The organism is Komagataeibacter sp. FNDCR2 (genome assembly GCF_021295395.1).
Classification (GTDB): Bacteria; Pseudomonadota; Alphaproteobacteria; order Acetobacterales; family Acetobacteraceae; genus Komagataeibacter.
The window spans coordinates 530,160-549,612 of sequence record NZ_JAIWOU010000001.1; the positions used below are offsets into that span (position 1 = coordinate 530,160).

General features: G+C 63.8%; 23 protein-coding genes. All 23 read left to right on the forward strand.

Going from position 1 to position 19,453, the window contains the following annotated elements; translation table 11 throughout:
• Window positions 1–62 precede the first annotated feature (62 nt).
• Entirely contained in the window at window positions 63–1,475 is a 1,413-nt protein-coding gene (locus LDL28_RS02380) for a phage portal protein (protein ID WP_233057041.1), read from the forward strand.
• Between the two features lie 26 nt (window positions 1,476–1,501).
• Window positions 1,502–2,002 (forward strand): phage scaffolding protein, encoded by a 501-nt coding sequence (locus LDL28_RS02385; RefSeq protein WP_233057042.1) that lies wholly within the window; start codon window positions 1,502–1,504, stop codon window positions 2,000–2,002.
• Between the two features lie 801 nt (window positions 2,003–2,803).
• Window positions 2,804–4,156: a DUF4043 domain-containing protein gene (locus tag LDL28_RS02390; protein ID WP_233057043.1), complete on the forward strand. Its 1,353-nt coding sequence runs from the start codon at window positions 2,804–2,806 to the stop codon at window positions 4,154–4,156.
• Window positions 4,157–4,231: 75 nt separating this feature from the next.
• Window positions 4,232–4,705, forward strand: coding sequence for a hypothetical protein (locus LDL28_RS02395; protein ID WP_233057044.1), 474 nt, complete (start codon window positions 4,232–4,234; stop codon window positions 4,703–4,705).
• Window positions 4,705–5,355 carry a hypothetical protein gene (locus LDL28_RS02400; protein ID WP_233057045.1) on the forward strand — a complete coding sequence of 217 codons (651 nt, stop codon included), beginning with the start codon at window positions 4,705–4,707 and terminating at the stop codon, window positions 5,353–5,355. Before LDL28_RS02395 ends, LDL28_RS02400 begins: the two co-directional genes overlap by 1 nt.
• Window positions 5,356–5,400: 45 nt before the next feature.
• Window positions 5,401–6,270, forward strand: a complete 870-nt coding sequence (locus tag LDL28_RS02405; RefSeq protein ID WP_233057046.1) for a hypothetical protein — start codon at window positions 5,401–5,403, stop codon at window positions 6,268–6,270.
• A 64-nt stretch (window positions 6,271–6,334) separates the two neighbouring features.
• Window positions 6,335–7,822, forward strand: a complete 1,488-nt coding sequence (locus LDL28_RS02410; RefSeq protein WP_233057047.1) for a phage tail protein — start codon at window positions 6,335–6,337, stop codon at window positions 7,820–7,822.
• A 66-nt stretch (window positions 7,823–7,888) separates the two neighbouring features.
• Window positions 7,889–8,320, forward strand: coding sequence for a hypothetical protein (locus LDL28_RS02415; protein WP_233057048.1), 432 nt, complete (start codon window positions 7,889–7,891; stop codon window positions 8,318–8,320).
• 14 nt (window positions 8,321–8,334) lie between these two features.
• A complete protein-coding gene (locus LDL28_RS02420; protein ID WP_233057049.1) occupies window positions 8,335–8,646 on the forward strand; it encodes a hypothetical protein in 312 nt (103 codons plus the stop codon).
• A 165-nt stretch (window positions 8,647–8,811) separates the two neighbouring features.
• Window positions 8,812–10,176 (forward strand): hypothetical protein, encoded by a 1,365-nt coding sequence (locus LDL28_RS02425; RefSeq protein ID WP_233057050.1) that lies wholly within the window; start codon window positions 8,812–8,814, stop codon window positions 10,174–10,176.
• Window positions 10,177–10,391: 215 nt separating this feature from the next.
• Window positions 10,392–11,312 carry a hypothetical protein gene (locus LDL28_RS02430; RefSeq protein ID WP_233057051.1) on the forward strand — a complete coding sequence of 307 codons (921 nt, stop codon included), beginning with the start codon at window positions 10,392–10,394 and terminating at the stop codon, window positions 11,310–11,312.
• 12 nt (window positions 11,313–11,324) lie between these two features.
• Complete coding sequence (locus LDL28_RS02435) at window positions 11,325–11,534, forward strand: hypothetical protein (protein ID WP_233057052.1); 210 nt, start codon at window positions 11,325–11,327, stop codon at window positions 11,532–11,534.
• Window positions 11,531–12,694 carry a hypothetical protein gene (locus tag LDL28_RS02440; RefSeq protein WP_233057053.1) on the forward strand — a complete coding sequence of 388 codons (1,164 nt, stop codon included), beginning with the start codon at window positions 11,531–11,533 and terminating at the stop codon, window positions 12,692–12,694. The genes LDL28_RS02435 and LDL28_RS02440 overlap by 4 nt, the downstream gene beginning before the upstream one ends.
• Complete coding sequence (locus tag LDL28_RS02445) at window positions 12,687–13,364, forward strand: phage baseplate assembly protein V (protein WP_233057054.1); 678 nt, start codon at window positions 12,687–12,689, stop codon at window positions 13,362–13,364. Before LDL28_RS02440 ends, LDL28_RS02445 begins: the two co-directional genes overlap by 8 nt.
• Window positions 13,361–13,723 (forward strand): phage tail protein, encoded by a 363-nt coding sequence (locus tag LDL28_RS02450; protein ID WP_233057055.1) that lies wholly within the window; start codon window positions 13,361–13,363, stop codon window positions 13,721–13,723. The genes LDL28_RS02445 and LDL28_RS02450 overlap by 4 nt, the downstream gene beginning before the upstream one ends.
• 89 nt (window positions 13,724–13,812) lie before the next feature.
• Complete coding sequence (locus LDL28_RS02455) at window positions 13,813–14,967, forward strand: baseplate J/gp47 family protein (protein WP_233057056.1); 1,155 nt, start codon at window positions 13,813–13,815, stop codon at window positions 14,965–14,967.
• 1 nt (window position 14,968) lies between these two features.
• The gene (locus LDL28_RS02460) at window positions 14,969–15,586 is read left to right on the forward strand and encodes a hypothetical protein (RefSeq protein ID WP_233059157.1); all 618 of its coding nucleotides are present in this window, start codon (window positions 14,969–14,971) and stop codon (window positions 15,584–15,586) included.
• A complete protein-coding gene (locus LDL28_RS02465; RefSeq protein ID WP_233057057.1) occupies window positions 15,586–17,412 on the forward strand; it encodes a hypothetical protein in 1,827 nt (608 codons plus the stop codon). Before LDL28_RS02460 ends, LDL28_RS02465 begins: the two co-directional genes overlap by 1 nt.
• 60 nt (window positions 17,413–17,472) lie before the next feature.
• Window positions 17,473–17,751, forward strand: coding sequence for a hypothetical protein (locus LDL28_RS02470; protein WP_233057058.1), 279 nt, complete (start codon window positions 17,473–17,475; stop codon window positions 17,749–17,751).
• Between the two features lie 71 nt (window positions 17,752–17,822).
• Entirely contained in the window at window positions 17,823–18,257 is a 435-nt protein-coding gene (locus tag LDL28_RS02475; RefSeq protein WP_233057059.1) for a hypothetical protein, read from the forward strand.
• A complete protein-coding gene (locus tag LDL28_RS02480; RefSeq protein ID WP_233059158.1) occupies window positions 18,254–18,733 on the forward strand; it encodes a hypothetical protein in 480 nt (159 codons plus the stop codon). Before LDL28_RS02475 ends, LDL28_RS02480 begins: the two co-directional genes overlap by 4 nt.
• 1 nt (window position 18,734) lies before the next feature.
• Window positions 18,735–19,073, forward strand: coding sequence for a hypothetical protein (locus LDL28_RS02485; protein ID WP_233057060.1), 339 nt, complete (start codon window positions 18,735–18,737; stop codon window positions 19,071–19,073).
• A 75-nt stretch (window positions 19,074–19,148) separates the two neighbouring features.
• Complete coding sequence (locus tag LDL28_RS02490) at window positions 19,149–19,439, forward strand: hypothetical protein (protein WP_233057061.1); 291 nt, start codon at window positions 19,149–19,151, stop codon at window positions 19,437–19,439.
• Window positions 19,440–19,453 lie beyond the last annotated feature (14 nt).

Here is a 19,453-nt window from a genome sequence, read left to right on the forward strand (position 1 = left end):
AGCGGGTCATTTCCCGTTCGAGGATATCACCGTCATACCGCCACGCCTATCGGAGAAACCACATGGACTGGCAGGAACTCAAGAAAACCTATCCGCGTGACCCGGACCTGCCCGCCCGCGCGCATGACCTCGCCGCCCTGACGCGCGTGCGTGAGGGGACGCAGTACGACGCCATCCCCAACCCGTTCGGCACCGAATATAACGGGGCAGGGGAATATATCCCGCTGGCATGCCGCAGGCCATCGGTCCGTACCAATATGTGCCGCGCGGTGGTGGATGACGCCGTCTCGCTGGTATTCGGGGCGTCCCACTGGCCCGCAACGGGAGCGCACGACCCCGCGCTGCCCGGCATACTGGCGCAGATGGCCACGGAAACCGCGCTGCCCGCGCTCATGACGGAGGCCGCAACGCGCGGTAGCATCGGTTCGGTTGCGGTGCTGATGGAAGCCGTGGACCATCGCCTGCGCCTGCAGGTGCATGACACGTTGTACCTGACCCCGCAATGGGATGCCTGTGGCGAACTGTCCAGCGTGACCGAACGCTACAAGGTGCCCGGCCATGTTCTGGCCGCGCAGGGCTGGCCCATCGCGGCGCAGGAGGGGGCAAGCCTGTTCTGGTGGCAGCGCGTATGGGACCGGGCGGACTGCCATGTATATGTGCCCCAGCGTGTCGATGCGGGCGTACCCGTGCGGGTGGATGGCGCGCACGGCACGCATCACGGCCTTGGCTTCGTGCCGTGGGTGTGGATGGCGAACCTTGCCGCCCCCGGCGTGATCGACGGGCCATGTACCTTCGCGCCCGCCATTGATACGGTCATTGAATGCGATTATCTGCTGTCCCAATCCGGGCGGGGGCTGAAATACAGCGCCGACCCGCGTCTGGTCATCCGCGCGGGGCCGGATCCTTACGCCGATGGTACGCCCGCGGCTACCGGTGGCGCGGCAAGCGCGCTGACCCTGCCGCTGGATGGGGACGCCAAACTGCTGGAAATAAACGGTGATGCGGCGGACGCCATGCGCGCGCATTACCGTGAGCTACGCGCCAGCGTAATGGAGCAGATCCACGGCAACCGCGCCCAGGCCGACAGTCTGGCCGCCCCCACATCGGGCCGGGCGATGGAGATGCTGTACCAGCCGCTTCTGTGGCTGGCGGACCGGATGCGCCTTTCCTACGGTGAATACGGGCTGCTGGCGCTGTACCGCATGGTCTGCCGATTTTCACAGGCCATACATGGTGGCCTGCGCATTGGGAGCATGGAGTATGCCGGGCTTGATCCCGCCGGCCTTGCGCTGCAATGGCCACCCTATTTTCCCGGCACGGAGTCCGAACTGGCGCAGCTTGCGCAGGGGCTGAATACCGCCGTGCAGGGCGGCTTCGTCTCGCGCCAGACGGCCTGCGCCATTTTTGCCGCGCGCGCGGGCGCTTCATCACCCCATGCGGAATGGGCGCGCATCAGCGCCGACAGCCTGACCTGATCCTTACTTTCATTATGGAGCCATCCATGACCCGATCAAGCGTTCCCGAAACCCCCGATATGGCTACCCTGCGCCGTGAACTGGACGCCCTGCGCGCCGAACGTGACGAAGCCATGCAGGCCCGCACCGCGCTGGAGGCCGACCTTGCCCGCGCCACCGAACAGGCCAGCACGGCCCGCACCCGCGCCAGCCGCGCCGTAATCCGCGCCGAAGCCCGTGCCATGGCCGCGCGCATGGGGGCGGTGGAACCCGCCGATGTGGTACGGCTGGTGGACCTGTCTGCCGTTACACTAACCGAGGACGGCAGGTCACAAGGGCTGGACACAATAATGGAGGCCGCGCGAGAAAACCGCGCCTATCTGTTCACCCCACCGCCACCGGCATCGGGCGCGGCCAGCGGCACCACCGCCGCAGGTCCGGCCCCCCGTGCGGGCGATCCCAGCCCGTTCGATGCCCGTACGGCGGGCGCGCGCGATGTGAAAGCGGCTGCGAATGCTGCCGGGCTGCGCTGGCCGGTGACGACCTGAAACCGTGGGGCGCAGGGCAGGGGTTTCTGGTTTCAGTATCGCATGGAATAGGGTAGGCAAGACTGGCGGAGTGTATGAATAGTAAACCGGAATCCGTTTTATTTTCATAACAAATAATTTCCACAAAACAGGTATGTATAATGCGGAACTATCATAAAGTAATTACAATCCTGACAGTCTCCGCATTATTTTTTTCCGCGCGGGCCATGGCCGGGGAAGAATACCCCAGGGATGTCGTCGCTTTTGTACATGACGCCGAAATCTGTCAGTACGTGAGCGGAGAATGGGACAGCACGCTTCCCGACGACAGAAAAAAGGAGCTGACCAGAGAATCAGACAGGTATTGCAAACGGATTAACGAACGGCAGAAGCATCTTGATGTAAAATATGCTGGTAAGCGGAAAATAACGTCCAGAATAAACTCGTATGATTTCGGTAACTGAAAATGCATATACCCATGGTGGAATGGCGCAAACAGGCGGTCTGTCGGGACTTCCCATAATGTGGCCTGTTACCGCAAGCCATTGAATACAGGAAAATAACGTCTATAATAATACAGAATACATCATAATAAACCTGTTGTAAAAATGCCTGCTACCGCCTTTTACCCGTTCCGCGCGCCTTCATGCCGCGCGGAACGGGCAAGGGGTACGTAACCGGCCGCACCTGCGCGCCCCGCGCCGTGTCGCCCCCCTGAACGTCCACCCCGGCCCCACATGGCACAAGACGCCATGGCCCGTGACCAGCCGCCCGTGCACCCGCATGGCGGCTTTTTTTGTTCTTGCAAGGAAACAGAGCCTCATGGCCATTGCCAATTTCCCCGCAGTCCTCCAGCCGGTCATCCAGCAGGGGTTCCTGTCCCGCGCGTTTCAGGATGCGCTCCAGTCGCGGCTGGGTTTCCGCTCCATTGCCGACCAGATGGAATTCCCCGCCCGTATCGGCCAGACCATTACCGATACCCGCGCCGGCCTGCTGCCGCCCGCCACCACACCGCTCAATCCCACCGCCAACACCAGTTTCGACAACGGCATGACGCCCGCCGAATGGTCGGTTGAACAGTATACCCTTACCATCAACCAGTACGGCAACACCATGGACCTCAACCAGGTGACCGAAGGTGTCGGTATCGCCAACCAGTTCCTGGCCAATGCTTCACGTCTTGGCATCAATGCCCGCCAGACGCTGGACCGGCTGGCGCGCAACGCGCTGTTTGGCGGGGCGCAGAATGGTGTGGGCGGCTATCTGGGCGGCAATACGCGCGTCACGACCACGCTGGGGTCGGCGGGCGCGGTGGTGGCGGTGGATGACATTCGCGGCTTCCAGAACGTCCTGTCGGATGAGGGGCAGGTAATCGCGGTCGGGGCCTCGGCAGGCATGACCGTGACCATCGGCGCGGGCTCGTACACGCTGGTGGGTACGACGGTGGACGCCACCAATACCTCCACCGCGCCGGAAGGCGTTTCGGGCACGCTGCTGCTTTCGGGCAATGTGTCGGTATCCGATGGCACGGCGGGCAATGCCGTCATGGCGGCGACCGCACCGCTGGTGCTGCGGCCCGGTAACCGCGCCACCACGGCGGCGCTGGTGGCGGGCGACCTGCTGACGGTCCAGTCCATCCTTGGCGCGCTGGCGACACTGCGTGACAACAACGTACCCACGCCCGAAGGCGGGGTCTATCACTGCTACCTGGACAATGCGCAGCTTCTCGGCCTGTTCCGCGATGATGACTTCAAGCTGCTCTATCGCGGGCAGTATGGCTCCGACACCTACCAGACGGGCCAGATTTTCGACCTGCTGGGCGTGCGTTTCATCCCCACCACGGAAGCGCCGCAGCAGGCGTCGCTGGGGGCGGGGGCGATCCATCGCGCCATCATCTGCGGGCAGGGCGCGCTGATCGAGGGGGATTACGCCAATATCGGCACCCATTATGCCCCGCTGCTTGATGGCGGCGAGCTGACAGATGTGGAGGGCGTGTGCATGATCACCCGCCCCGCGCTGGACCGGCTGGCGCAGATCATCGCGCAGTCGTGGTCGTGGATCGGTGGTTTCGCGCTGCCCACCGACCTTACGGCCAACACCACCGTCATCCCCACCGCCACCAACAGCTACCTCAAGCGCGGCGTGGTGATCGAAAGCCTTGGCGCCGGGGCGTAAGGCCCACGCCTCGGCGGTGCGGCCAGAGTTGGCCGCACCGCCAGCGGACGCAATACATCCAACAGGGGGCCAGACATGACAGACACCGTGCCCGCCACAACGGACACACCCACCAGCACCCCCGCCATTCCCGCGCCCGCCCCTGCCTTTCCCACCGCCGCGACACTGCCCGATACGCCGCTGGTGGATACGGAACTGGCGCTGGCGCGACGTTATATGGGCTACCCCGCCATGGGCGGGGTGGATAGCGGCATGCAGTCGTGGCGGTTTTTCCGTGTTTACGGGTTCAACGAATGGCGGCTGCGCAACCTTGCGCCAGCGGAATGCGCGCAGGCGCGGGCCTTCGTGCTGCAATGCCAGATTCTGGAAACCGCCATCATGAACGCCACGGCCAATCTCGATACCGAACGCGCCGCGGTCTGGACGCGCAATAGTACCGAGGTGCCCGACCGCTTCATGCTCTACACGCGCTGGCGGGTACAGCTTTGCAACTTTCTGGGCGTACCACCGGGTCCGGGGCTGCGCGGGGTGGGGGAGATCATCATCTGATGGACCAGCCCACCCTGAGCCGCCTTGTCGCAACCGGCTTCGCCCGTGCGGCGGCGCGTGTGGGGGCCGCATGCACGCAGTACCGCCCCACCACCCCCATGCAGCCCCTGGGCGTGGCCCATGCATGGGTCATGGCCGCGTTCAGCAACGACCGGGCCTTCGGCTTTGCCGGGCCCGCGTTGTGGGACGTCCCCTTTGTCTATGCGCTGATGGATACCAGCGACGTGCAGGCGGGCGATATCCTGACCTGTGCGCGGGAGACCTATTTTGTCGCCCGGCACGAACCCTTCCGTCCGCCCCTGTGCGTGCTGTGCAACACGGTTGTCACACTTGCGGCCACCACCGCGCTGGCAACGGACCTGGCCAATCCGGGCGGATACGCCACATCGGGCGATGTGACGGCGCAGACCGTCCTCGCCACCGGCTGGCCCGCGCTGATCCGGCTGGGCGGGGGCGCCAGCGTGCCGGGGCCGGACCAGCCCGGCGCGATCCGTGGCGGCGCGGTGGAGATGTTCATGCCCAGCATTACGGGCGTGACACTCCAGCCCGCCATGTGGGTCCATGCGGCCGACGGCACCCGTTACACCATAGGCAGCGCGCGTGCCGGCCCATGGGGCACGCGCTGCCTGATGGAGCAGCAGCAGGCATGAGGGGGACCGATCTCCCCCACCACAGGAAACAGGAGCCGCGATGACATGGCCGATATTTCCACCATCTCCACCGCCATCGCCACGGCTCTGGCAACCGCCCTATGTCCCGATGGCACGCCGGGCAGCGCGTGTACGGGCCGCCCGCTGGTCATACGCCGGGGCGGGCTGACGCAGGCCGATCTGGCCGGTGTGGCCAATACATTACAGAATGGATGCGACTTCATCGGCATTATGGATGAAGCCACATCCTGGGCCCGGGTGGACGAACCACTGGGCCGCCCGTGGCGGTTTGCGGGCATACGGCCCGCCAGTCTCACCATAAGCGCGCAGGCCAGTACCGCCACCGTCACGCTTGCGCCCGATGTCGCGCCTACCGGCACGGTGGGACTGGTCGTATCAGGGCTGGCAGGGATTACGGGCAATGCCTGCACCATGCATGTGGCGGCTATGGGCGATACGGCGCAGTCTGTCGCCGCGGCCCTTGCCGCACCGCTGCCCGGCGCGGTGGTGGATGGCCCTGTCATCACCATTCCCGACGCGCGTGATATGCAGGCGATCAATGCGGATGTGGTGACCGCACGCTGCATTGCACGCAGGCAGCAGCAGATGTTCGTGCTGACCGCCTGGTCCGCCACCCCCGCCGGGCGGGACGCGCTGGGCTGCGCGCTCAGCGATGCGCTGGCCCTGACCGACTGGATGACGGATGCGGATGGCTCCACCTTCCGTATCGAGGCACGGGCCGCGTTTAACGATGATACGGCCATGAACCGGGGCATGTTTTCCCGACCCGCCCATTTTCTCGTGACCTATGACACCGAACTGACCCGTCCCGCCCCGGTCATGCTGGCCGGAGGTATTGGTCTGCCCGGCGGTCTCGTGACGGGTGACCTGCTGCTGGGCGCGCCCCTGGGCTGAGACCTGGCAATCCATCACTCCCCCTTCAACGCGGCATGCCGCGCAATACGGAAAGACAGACGTAATGACCATTTACCAGTCCGGGCAACTGAACACCAACAGCCTGAACGTGCCGGACCTGTACGTGCAGATCCTTCAGCCGCAGACACTCGCGCTCAATGGCGTTGCAAGCGGGCGCATCGGCCTTGTGGGCACCGCCGCATGGGGCGCGGTTGGCACGCCTGTCATCGTAGGCGGCATGGGCGACTTCCTGGCCGCCTTCGGCCCCAAGCAGGCGCTGGCCAGCGATATGGGCATGGCCGTGAACATCGCACTGCTGCAGGGGGCATCCGATTTCCGCTGTGTGCGGGTGACCGACGGCACCGATGCCGCCGCCACGGCCGAGCTTTCCGGTGTGACGCTGAACGCGGTCCATACCGGCAGCGCGGGCAACGCCATCGTGGCCATGCTGGCGCAGGATACGATCCTGCCCACTTATTATACCCTGAGCATCAGCCATGCCGTGCTGGGCAGCCGTACCTATCGCGGCACGACATGGGTGGGCCTTGCCACCGCCCTTGCGGCGGATGATACGGCGCTGGTCCGCGCCAGCGTACCGCAGACCGCCCCCGCGCTGGCAGCGGGATCGGTCACGCTGGCGGGCGGGACGGATGGGGGCACGCCCGCTACCGCCGCCTTTATCGGTGTTGACGGTACCATGCGCACCGGCATGTACGCATTGCGCGGGCAGGGCTGCGCGATCGGGGTGCTGCATGGGGTGAGTGATGCCACATCATGGACCACGCAGGCCGCTTTCGGGCTGGAGGAAGGAATGTACATGATCGCCTGCGGACCGGCGGGCGACACGATCGCCAATGCGGTGACGCAGAAGGCGGCGGCCGGGCTGGACAGCTATGGCGTGAAGCTCATGCTGGGGGACTGGCTGTGGTGGGATGATGACACGAATGGCGACATGCTGGTGCCGCCACAGGCTTTTGTCGCGGGGGTTCTGGGTGGGCTTTCCCCCGAACAGTCAAGCCTGAACCGGCAGCTTTACGGTGTGATCGGCAGCCAGAAGGCTGGTCTGGTTTCCAGCGGGCAGGCGGCGACCTATTCCACCGCCGAGCTTTCCGCCCTGTTCGCCGCCGGGATCGACGTGGTGTGCAACCCCGCGCCCGGTGGGGCCTACTGGGCCGTGCGCGGAGGTATCAACACCTCATCCGACGCCGATACCAATGATGACAGCTACACCCGCCTGACCAACTACATCTCCGAAACCATCAACGCGGGCATGGGCGCGTTTGTGGGCGCGGTGATCACGCCCACGCTGTTTGGCGATATCCGGGCCGTGCTGCTGGGCACGCTGTCCAACATGGTCACCACCGGTATTCTGGGGGCCAGCACGGATTACGCCGTGGTGTGCGACACGACCAACAACCCGCAGTCCCGCACGGCGCTGGGCTATGTCCGCGCGGATGTGCAGGTGCGCTACCAGGGCATCAACCGCTTCTTCGTGGTCAACCTCCAGGGCGGGGCCAGTGTCACGGTCAGCACCGACACACCTACGGCCTGACCCCATTTTTCCGGTCTATCCCTGTTACGGGCGGCCTTGAGGCCGCCCTTTTTTATGGAGACGTGAATGTCCACCAAACCCTTCAATATCGGTCGCGACTGCCGGGTGGTTCTGGTCTATAACGGCAGCCGCATCGACCTGCCCACCGTGACGGGTTTCAGCGCGCAGCAGCGCACCAGCTCGCTATCCTCCAGCCCGCTCAACGACATGCCGCTGTTCTATGACGTGCCCAACGGGTGGAACGGGCATTTCAGCTTCCAGCGCGACAGTTCGGGGGCGGATGACCTGTTTTCGGCCATTGAAAACGGCTTCTGGGCGGCGGGCACCGTGGTGCTGGGCAGCATCTACCAGTACGTGACGGAATGTGACGGCTCGCTCAGCACGTTCGAATTCATCGGCGCCTCGATCCAGCTTGCCGATGCGGGGCACTACCAGTCCGAAATGCTGGTGACACAGACTATCAGCTTCAACGCCCGCGCACGCAACCGCATTTCCTGATCGGAAGGTTTGACATGACGGAACAGACCGTAAAAACGAGCGATGGCCGCACCATCACCTACCGTGAACGTGGACCGGGCGATGTGCTGGCGCTGCTTGAACTCGGTCCGGCCACGCCGTCCACCGCGTGGCTGGAATACGCGCTCATGGTCTCCTCGGTCGAGGCGATCGACACCGTACCCGTCATCCGCCCGCAGACGCGCCTGCAGCTTGAGCAGCTTGCCAACCAGATCGGCCATGCGGGGATCGAGGCCCTGTCCACCGCGCTGTTTGGCACGGACGGGCCGGACAGGGCCGAGGCGGAAAGAACAGCCGCAAAAAACTGAGCAGGCACCCCGTCCTGATCGAGGTCGCGGCCCTGGTCGGGAACGGGGTGCCATGGGATGTCGCCATGGCCATGCCGCGCGTGCGGCGCATGGCATTTCTTGTTGCCTTTGGCGAACTTGCGGGCGGGCGGTATGACTGGAACACGCAACAATGGGACCACCCTGATGGCTGACTCCCACTACCCGGCCACAACCCTTGCCACGCTGGCCCGCATTGTGGCGGGGGCGGGACGGGGCATGGGGGGCATTGCAAACCGGCTGCGCGCAAGGGGCAGCCGGATCGGGCGGTTGGCCCATGCCGTGCAGCGCATCATGGCCGGGTCCAGCCTGTCCGGGCTGGTCGCGCCGTTCATTTCAACACCGGGCGGCGACAGGGGGGAGGACAACCTGCCCATTGTGGCCACAGACCCCGCCATTCCGGCCATTACCCAAGCCGCAGCCAAACTGGCATGGTCACGGCATGCCAATACGACCGCCGCAATGGGGGGCGTGCCGCGCGCGCTGTCGGTACCAGCCCCTGTCCTGCCCGGGCCGGACCCTGCGCCGGGCCGGCGGGTGGAGCGTCTGGTTGAGGTGATCCACCGTATCACGACACGGCCGGCACCCCCGGCGCTGCCGACCCGCGCGGCATCCGGCCGCACGGGAGCATGGACTGCGGCACGACATGCTCCATTGCCCGGCTATGTTCCGGTGCGCGGGGGGGCACACATGGCTGTTACACCCCGGCCCGTTACCGGGCTTTACGTTACACCTGTATCCGGGGCCTCCGGGTCGATAACCCCTCTGCCTGCTGTTGTCCGGCCTGCGGCTTTCCTGCCCATGACCACGTTGGGGCGACAGCCTGCCCGGGCCACCATGCGTCCGGTCCTGATGCGCGCCGCCCTGAAGGCAGATGCGATTGGCCGCCGCGCAACCCGCATGCCCCTGACATCTTTCCCCTATGCACCGGGCAAGGCCCTATCCCCCGCAGGGGGCGCAGATGGACAGTCCGTCACCATTCCCGCGCACGGGATCGCGCCCATGCTGGCGGAAGGAAACTCCACCGGCATCAACATGCGCACGGGATACCCTGCCGGGCTGTTACCAGCGGGATTACCCGCCTTCAGACCCGATCATACTGATCGGGCCATGGCAGGGAGGCGATCCGTCCTGGGTGAGAATCTGAAACGGATACCATCCAGCCCGATGCCACCTTTTCACCCGGTGGGTGGACAGGTAGCATGGGGACGCAAAATCACACCCATAGGCATAGCGGCAGGCACGGGGCAGCAGACCGGATGGGAGCGGCCTGCTTTCATCAGTCCATTGCCGATCGCACGTCCTGACATATCGGGCCACGGCGGCACGGCGCGGAGCGGTCCGGCACCAGTGGTTCAGGTCACCATTCCGCTGAAGCTGGATCATCACACACTGGGGCTGGCCGTGGCCCGGATCGATACGAACCACGCCCTGCATGAACACCGCGCCACCGGCACCGCACCGGATGTACTGCAGTACCCCCAGATGCCGGGCCGGTCTATCGGCAGATAGGAAAATTACGGGGCATAAGCGTGCAGAGGCGGCTCCCCGGACCGTAATGCTTCCCGCCTGCATGGTTTGACGTTACACAGGGTAAATAATGGCACAGATGCGCCAGTCATTACTGCCATGTAGTCTTTAGCCACTACCTTGTCCCCATCATCCATTCTTCTGTCATACCTGATGGGCTGCCCGCTTGGTGGCCCCGTTTTCCAGTGGAATCCCCTATGTCCCTGACCCTTCTGAACGCGGAAACCGCCATCGGTTCGATCGGACGGCTCTGGGCGTCCGCGCCCATAACCATCGGTCCGCTCACGCTAAGTGGGCTGGAGGTGCCACAGGTCATACGTGATGGCGGCACCCAGCAGGTGGCGGTCCATCGGTTGCCCGGTGGAAACAGGATTATCGACGCGGTAGGCAATGACCCTGACCGGCTGGAACTCAGCGGTACCTTTGTCGGACCCACAGCCATTACGCGGGCACGGATGCTCAGGCAGATGCGCATTGCGGGCCTGCCCGTGATGTTTACCGGGGCCGGGCTGTCGCTTACGGTCAGGATTGTCCAATATTCCTATGATTACCAGCAGAAGGGCGTTGTCATTCCCTACCGGCTGGTGCTGGAGCAGCCACCGCAGGTGCCGGTTGCATCGGGCATTACGTCGGGTCTGTCGGCGCTGATTGGCAATGATGCGGCATCCGCACTCTCAGGCATTACCGGCGCGCTGGGCGATGTGGCGACCGTTGCGGGCGACGTGACCGGTCAAATTTCCACCGTGATGGGCCAGGTCACCCCCATTGCCGACATGGCGGGGGCAGGGGGCGTGTTTGCCGGTATTCAGGATAATCTGGGCATGGTTGGCGGCCTGTCGGGGGCAGGGGTCAATCTGGCTTCCGTGCCTGGCAGCGCGGCAAGCCTTGTCTCCGGGCTGGAATCCGCCGGGGGCGGGCTGACCACGGCCATAAGCCAGACCGGGGCGAACCTCGACGGCATCAGCCTGAACAACGCTACGGCCCTTTCCACCCTGACCCAGAACGCGGAACTGCACAATGCGTCGGTCACGTCCGGCGCGCTGGTCAACCGGGCCTACGCCAACACCATCACCGCGACAGACGGCACGCAGAACGGGCCGCTGGTCACAACGCAGTAGGAGCAGCGGGACATGGCGACCACCCTCAAGGTCACGGCGGCGGATATCTCACTATATCATGTGGCCGCAGCGCAGTTGGGCGATGCCACGCAGTGGTGGCGCATCGCACAGCTTAACGGCATGACGGATCCCGACCTGTCAGGGTTCGCCACGCCGGTCACACTGGTGCTGCCCACGGTCGATGCATCGCAGGATAGCGGTGTGCCGGGGGTGGCGTCGTGAGCGAGAGCATGACAGTCACCGCCCCACGCGGGCAACCCGTATGGCGCGCGCCCCGCGCGCGGCTGCTGGTCAATGGCGCGGAAAGGGGAGAGACGGCTCTGGAACGCTTCACCCTGACCCGCACCCGCTACAGCCGTGCGGATACGCTGGATCTGGAGCTTGCCCTTGACCGCACGAAAGTGCCGAAATCCGGTCTGTGGTTCGACCTGAAGGCACCATTACCGGGCGCGGCGCTGGCCGATATCGACATCCAGCTTCAGATGCGCGACGCCGCGCAGGCAGGCGCGCAGTGGACCACGATGTTCCAGGGACTCATCGACCACGTCACACTCAGCCCGGCGGAAACGTCCGTCCATATCCAGTGCCGCGACTATCTGGCGAAACTGCTCGATATGCGGGTTCTCGATGGCTGGCTGAACATGACCGGAGCGGAAGTGGTCAAGGCTATGATCGTCACCGCCGGACTGACCGCCCATGTCACCATGACCGATGGCATGGTGGGCCAGTTCTGGCAGGTCGAGCACAAGCGCACATCCGCCCCCAGCCACAACCGTTTCCAGACCGCATTCGACCTTGCCAGCTATCTGGCCGGCATGACCGGCTGCGACCTGTATGCGAACGGGAAAACCATTATCTGCGCGCCCTATCCGGTAGCGGACAAATCCAACACGCATGTTCTGGATTACAGGGATGGCGGCCCGAACACTCCGGTCACGATGGGGGCCAGCGGGTTGCGTCTTACCCGTGACTACCAGATTGCCAGGGGCGTGATCGTGCATGTCATGTCATGGGACAGCCGCCAGCGGACACGGATTGATTACTACTGGTCCGCCCAAGGCGGATCGACCTGCATGACGCAGGGAGACGGAAACCTGCACAGCTTTACCCTGCCCGGCGCGCGGCTTGATCTGCTGCGGCAGTACGCCGAAGTCAAATACAACCAGATCGTGGCCCATGAGCGTACTGTTAGCGGCACCATACCCGGCCGCATCACGCTGGAGCCGCGCCAGTTCATGCGGATAACCGGCACCGGCACGACATGGGACGGCACGCTGGATGTGGAGGCTGTCAGCAGCAGCTTTTCGTGGGAAGGCGGATTTTCGCAACAGATCACCCTGCGCACCCGCAACGGGACGAATGATGAGAATGCCAATGGCTGATACCCGCATGATCGCCGCCAGCACGGCGAATGCCGTGGCACAGCCCGGCTTCGGGCTGGTCAGCGCGGTGGACCCGGTGAACCATGCGGTCAAGGTCATATTCCAGCCTTCGGGCGTGGAAAGCGGCTGGATACCCTGCGGCGCGATGCAGGTGGGCAACCTGCGCATCGCCTGCCTGCCCGATATGGGCGCGCATGTGGTGGTCATGGCGGTGGAAGGCGATGCCGAGCATGCGCTGGCGGCCTGCCCGGTCTATGACGCGGTAATGATGCCCCCCGTATCGCCCGCGACCGGAAAGCAGGCCCAGCCGGGCGAACTCCTGATCATGGCGGGATGTGGCGCGCCACCAGCGACAGGCGGCGCAGCGCCAGGAAACGCGACCCCGAACGCGCCATGGTGGCACATGACCCCGACCGCGATTTACGCAGGCGCTGGAAGCGCAACCGAGACCCTGACCAATAACGGCAAGACCTGGAAGGTGGGAAGTATGAGCATGGTGCTGGACATGAATGGACTGTCCGTGACCGGAGGCGACATTACGACCGACAGGAACATGACCGCCCAGGGCACCGTAACCGGGCAGACGGATGTCAGGGCGGCCGCGATATCAGGCAGGACCCACGCCCACCCGGTCAGTGACACACCGGGTGTGACGGGCGCGCCGCAATGAGCGATCTTTCCCATATCATTGGCAATGACCTTAGCCTGTCGGCATCCGGTGGGACAGCAATCGTGACCGGCGCGGAACAGACGCGCCAGTCCGTCCTGCGCCGACTGGGCACCAATATAGGCGACTATATCTGGCAGACCGGTTATGGCGCGGGACTGCCCGCGCGCGTAGGCGGCACGGTGGATACCGCCGGTATCCACGCGCTGGTCATGGCGCAGATGGCGCAGGAAACCGGCGTGGACCAGACCCGGCCCATCGGCGTGAACGTGGCGCAGGCCACACGGGGGCAGGTACGGCTGGATATAAGTTATACCGACGCCACGGGTTCGGTGCAGGCACTGAGCCTCCAGTCAGACTGAGCGCCACGGCCATATGACTGCTTCGCGCATTTTGGGCCGCATGCTTACGGCACCACCGACAGAACAATACCATCCACCAGGCCGCCTTCATGGCGGCCTTTATTTATCCGGAGGTCCGTGTGGCCATCACGTTCCAATCCTTCAGGACCCTGCTGGGCAACATGGTCGCGGCGGCCCAGGGCGCATGCCCCGCGCTGCTGGACCTGAATGTCGGCTCAGCCGGGCGCGCCATGCTGGAAGCCGTGGCCGGGCTGGGGCTGTGGTTCCAGTTCATTATGCTGCAAATCCTGTCGCGCACACGGCTGGCGACATCCATCGGGCCTGACGTGGACAGCTTCGTGCAGGATTTCGGCCTTGCACGCCTGCCCGGCACGGTGGCGACGGGCCTGGTCACCTTCACCTCGTTCACGCCCGCCAGCCAGTCCGCCACCATTACGGTGGGCGCTACGGTCAGGACCGCATCGGGCATTGTGTTCGATGTGGTCGAAGACAGCACCAACGCCGCGTGGTCGGCCAGCGCCGGGGGGTATATCCGGCCTGCGGGCACGGCCGCCATCACCATTGCAGTACAGTGCGCCAGTGCGGGTACGCTCGGCAATGTGGCGGTGGGCGCGATCTGCCTGCTGGGCTCGGCCATTTCGGGTATTGATACGGTTACCAACACCACCGCGCTGACCAATGGCAGCGATGGCGAGAGTGATGCGGCGCTGCGTGTGCGCTTTGTCTCCTATATCAACAGCCGCTCCCGGGCGACGGTTACGGCCATCGAGGACGCGGTGACGGATGTATCCGCTGGCCTGCTCTATCAGGTGTGCGAGAACGTGGATACATCGGGCGCGCCCCTGCCGGGGAATGTGGTGGTGTATGTCGATGACGGATCGGGCGATGTGGCCGATACGCTCATCAACACGGTCTACGCGGCGGTGGAGGATGTGCGCCCTGCGGCGGTATCCATCCAGGTGGTGCGCCCCGCAATCATACGGCCCGCCATTACCATGGCGGTGACGGTGGGCGGCACGGTCGATCTCACGACGGTACAGGCCACCATCAGCACCAGTGTCGCAGCCTATCTCAACAGTCTCGCCATCGGGGCGGCGGCCAGTTACTCACGGTTTATCCAGATTGCCTATGCCGCCAGCACCGATGTCACCAACGTAACTGGCGTGACGCTGGCGGGGGGCACAAGCGACCTGCCTGCAACACCCGGCACGGCCTATCGGGCGGGGACGGTGTCCTTTGGCTGACATGACACAGAGCGGCTTTGCCCGGCGCATCCGTGCGCTGCTGCCCACGGGCTGGTTCCCCGCCGCACCCGCATTGGGTGAGGATGAACAGGCCCCGGTCCTGAATGCAATGGTGCAGGGTTTTGGTGCCATGTTTGCATGGGTCTGGTCCCTGCTGGCCATGACATCGGACCAGACCCGGCTGGCCAGCATGAGTGGCGCGTTCATGGACATGTTCGCCGCCGATTTCTTCGGTACCATGCTGGGCCGCAACCCCGGCGAAAGCGATGACGCCTTTCGCACCCGCATTGAGGAAGCACTGTTTCCATCGGTCGGCACGCGGCCCGATGTGGTCAATGTGATTACCGATGAGGCTGGCACACCCGGCCGCGTGATCGAGCCGCGCAACGCCACCGACTGCAAGGGCCTAGCCAGCCTGACCAGCCCTGCGACGGGTGGCGGCTACGGCTATGGCGCGCCGGGGTTGCGCTATGGATCGCGCGCCGCCCCCTTCACGCTATTCGCGCAGTTGCCGACAGGCGACATGAACCCGCCCGCAAATCAGACCCTGAGCCGGATTGCGACCGTCATGCCCGCGGGCGCGGTCGCATGGGTGCAGGATGTGGAGAGCCCTGACTGATGGACAGACAGATTGTTTATCCCGCCCAGATTCCACTGGACAGCGACCAGCTCAATGCCCAGCGCAATACCCTTGTCGGCATCGGGCATCTGGCCGGGCTGGCCTATGGGCAGAATACGGCGGCGGCGGGCGGCTTTGCCTGTACGCCGGGGGGCGGTCTTACCGTTACCCTCGCCCCCGGGTCGCTGCTGGCCCCCGGTGTGGTGGACGGGACGGCCTATGGTACGCTCCCCGCCAGCCCCAGCGCGCTTGTGCGCCAGTATGTCAGCCGTGATCCGGTCACGCTGGACGTGCCTGGTGCCGGGGCGACCTACATCGTGTATGTCACCGCGTTTACGCGGGACACGGACGATACCGTACTGCCGTTCTATAACGCCGCTGACCCATCCGTAACCTATGCCGGGGCCGGTAACAGTGGGCAGGCCGCCCCGACCGTGCGGCAGGATCTGGCGCAACCGGGGGTAGGCATGGCCGTGCCACCGGGCGCCTATCCATTATGGATGCTGACCATACCCGCCGGCACGACGACCATTACGGCGGACATGATCGCACCAGCCGCTGGCGCGCCGTTTTATGACACCATCCCCCAGCTTCAGGCCGCAAAGCAGGATGCGCTGGGCTTCACTCCCGTCCAGCAGGGCGGCGGGTTCGATCAGGTTGCGGGCAAGATTTACCTTGGTCGCGACACGACTTATCCGGGCCTGCGCTATTCCTATCTGGCGCCTGATGGAGAGACGGTCACCGGGGGTGGCTATCTGATTTCAAGCTACGGGCCTGAGTCCGGTGGCGCCGCAGGATACGGGCAGATAGGAGACATTTCCACAGATCCGAACGGGCGGATGGCGTGGCGATTGCCTGCGCTGGGAGCAGCCTATATCACCGGCGCGCTTTATAGCGATGTTACAGCCGAAACGCTCAGGGCCTCCAATATAGAGGCCACGCTGGTATCCGGCACGGCTGGCATGGTGTCCGGGGATCAGCAGGGCACGGGGCTTCATTACAGCAATGGGCGCATGTATGCCCTCTATACTGGCGGCGACGGCTTTCTGGCATGGTATGGAGACGTAACAAACGAAACGATCAGGGCCACGAACGCCGAAGCCCAGTTACTGCCGTTGCAGAATACCGGACCGGCAAATATCGACTATGGTGGTCCGTCACTTCCTTACAGCCTGCGCCTGCAGACTGATGGAAATCTTGTTGTCTATTATGGCAACTCTCCGATATTCTCGGTAAATAATGAGATAATTAACCTCTCTGTTTCCACTTTGGTCGGGGAAGCCACCCTTTCATACAATCCGGTGCCCCTTTCGCAGGCCAATTCACTCGTATCCGCTGAGGCCGTGGCCCGCGCCAATGCCGATGCAACCCTTGTATCCGGGACTATTGGTGTGAATGCCGCCAATAGCGATACGAACGGGGTCTCCCTTTACCGTAATGGTGGGAGCGGGCGTCCGACATTCATCTACTCCTCCGGCACCGGTACGCTGGCGGGAGATCTTGCTTGGGCGGGTGATCTTCCCACGTCGGGGACGATAGCCGGTGGTGTTTATACAAAAATTGGGTCTGTGCTCAGGCAGTCATTTTCACCGGGAACCATTGATAACGGGACTACAATAACTTTCCCCATCGCGTTCTCATCAGTTCCATCAAGTATCCAGTTGTCCGTTGACCAGGGAAGAGGTGGTAGTGCTCCCGTCGTTATCAATCCCGTGGTAGGGACCCTTACTGCTACCGGCTGCAAGGTAAATATTGCATCAATTTCAGGGTCATCCCAACCCGGTAGCGGGGGGCAGGTATGGGTAACTGTTGAAGGCCCGGCATAAGCATACTTCCACCTTCATAACGAATACATGCGCATCCCATAATATCCGGAGATATTGACCATGACCAATACGACCTCCTCAACGACCACCGCAACCGACCAGACGGCTACACCGGCCACACCCGGCCCCCAGAACTATGTTCTCTATCGCACGACGCAGCTTGGCTGGCAGCAGGTGGGGTACGTCATCATGGCGATATCGCTGTCCAGCGCCAATGACTTCACCCCGCCCGCCGGCATGGCACTGGGGCTTGATGCGGCCGGGGCCTATCCGACGGGTAGCATCTATACACCCGCGACCACGCAGACGACGGCCACGACGACGACATCGGGAAGCTGACACGTTCCAGCCTGTCCGCGCCTGCCTGTCCGACCGCCCTGTGAGGCGGTTTTTTATTGCCGGGAAAACGTATGAATGAAGACATGATGCTGCCCGCATCCGTGGGGCAGGCGAGAGGGCCCGTACGCTGCGCCACGGTGGAGGATCTTGCCCGTGTGCGTGAACGGCTGGCGAAAGTGGAAGGCGGCCATGACAACCTGCGCGACGGGCTGAATACGCTGTCGGTCCAGTTTTCCGACCTCAGGCGAGACCTGACCAGAGCCGTGGCTGACAACGCCGCCCAGACCCGGCGTGAGATCATGGAGCGTGTCGCAGCCATGGGCGAGGCGGCCAGCGGGCGCGACACCGAAGTTTCGGAACGCCTGTCCCGCATCGAGGGCGGCATCCGGCTGGCCAACTGGATTACGGTCACCTTCATCATCCTCGCCACCGGGCTGCTGGGCTGGGGGCAGGTTGGAGATGCAGTATGGTCGCTGTGCAAACGGGCTTTGGGGTATGGGACATGACGGGCCTGAACCTGGCACAATTCAAGAATGAGGTTGTCGCCCCCGCGTTATCCCATATCGGGCTGGACGAAGACGCGGCGGTCAACCTGCTTACGGGCACAGCCATGGCGGAAAGTGGTCTGGCTTATATGCGGCAGTTCCATGGCCCGGCACTGGGGCTGTGGCAGATGGAGCCCTTCACCCATGACGACATATGGGAGACGTTCCTGTCTGATGATCGATTGTCGTTACTGCGTGGCGCTGTGCTCGACCTTGCCGCACGCTGGCCCGCGCGGGTGACGCAACTGTCAGGCAACCTGCCTTACGCCTGTGCCATGGCACGGCTGAAATATTACCGCGCTTTAGGTCCGCTGCCTGATGTGGGTGATGCGGCGGCTCAGTGCCGTTACTGGAAAGCCAATTATAATACCACGCTGGGAGCGGGAGAGGCGGACACACCGCATATTGCCCTGTTCCAGCAGGCCATTGAGGCATGACATGAATACCGCAGCAAGACTGACGGGGCTGGGTGCCGTGTTTACCGGGCTTCTGGCTTTCGTTCCCGAACAATATGCCTTCTATGTGGCCATGCTGATCTTCGCGTGCAGCGCGCTTTCAGCCGCCGTGCCTCCGCCTTCAGCCCAGAGCCGGTGGGTCATCGCCTATCAGGTCATCACCATGATCGGCCTGAACATTGGCTGGGCTGAAAACCGCCTCAAGCCGGGTGTATCGGCCCTGCGGGTATCGCGCGAGGATAAGCCGGCCGCGAAGGAAGCGGTGCAGGCAAAGGGAATCCCGGTCCTGAACAAGAAGGGAAAGCCCGAAGCGCCCACGTGACTGGCTGGTCCCGGCTCAGTCCTCATCATTCCCCAACCGCCCTCGAGGCGGTTTTTTCATATGGAGACGCCAGACATGGCAAACGAAGGCACCACCGCCATTCCGGCCCTTGAGGGCCTGATCGAGACGGCTCTTGGCAAGAAGGACACCGCCGCCACGCAGGCCGATATCCAGCTTGCGGGAAACCTTCTGCAAACACTGATCCCCGTCATTGTGGAGAAAGCCGCGCCCAACCTCGACCTGCCCGGCATTGACGCGGCCCTGAACAAAATCGTGACGGGGATTTCCGATCTCAAGACGGCGATCGAGACCACACCCGCATCGTCCACATCTGCTCCGGTTCCCGCGGCACCCCCGGTTGCCTAACCGATCAACAAGGA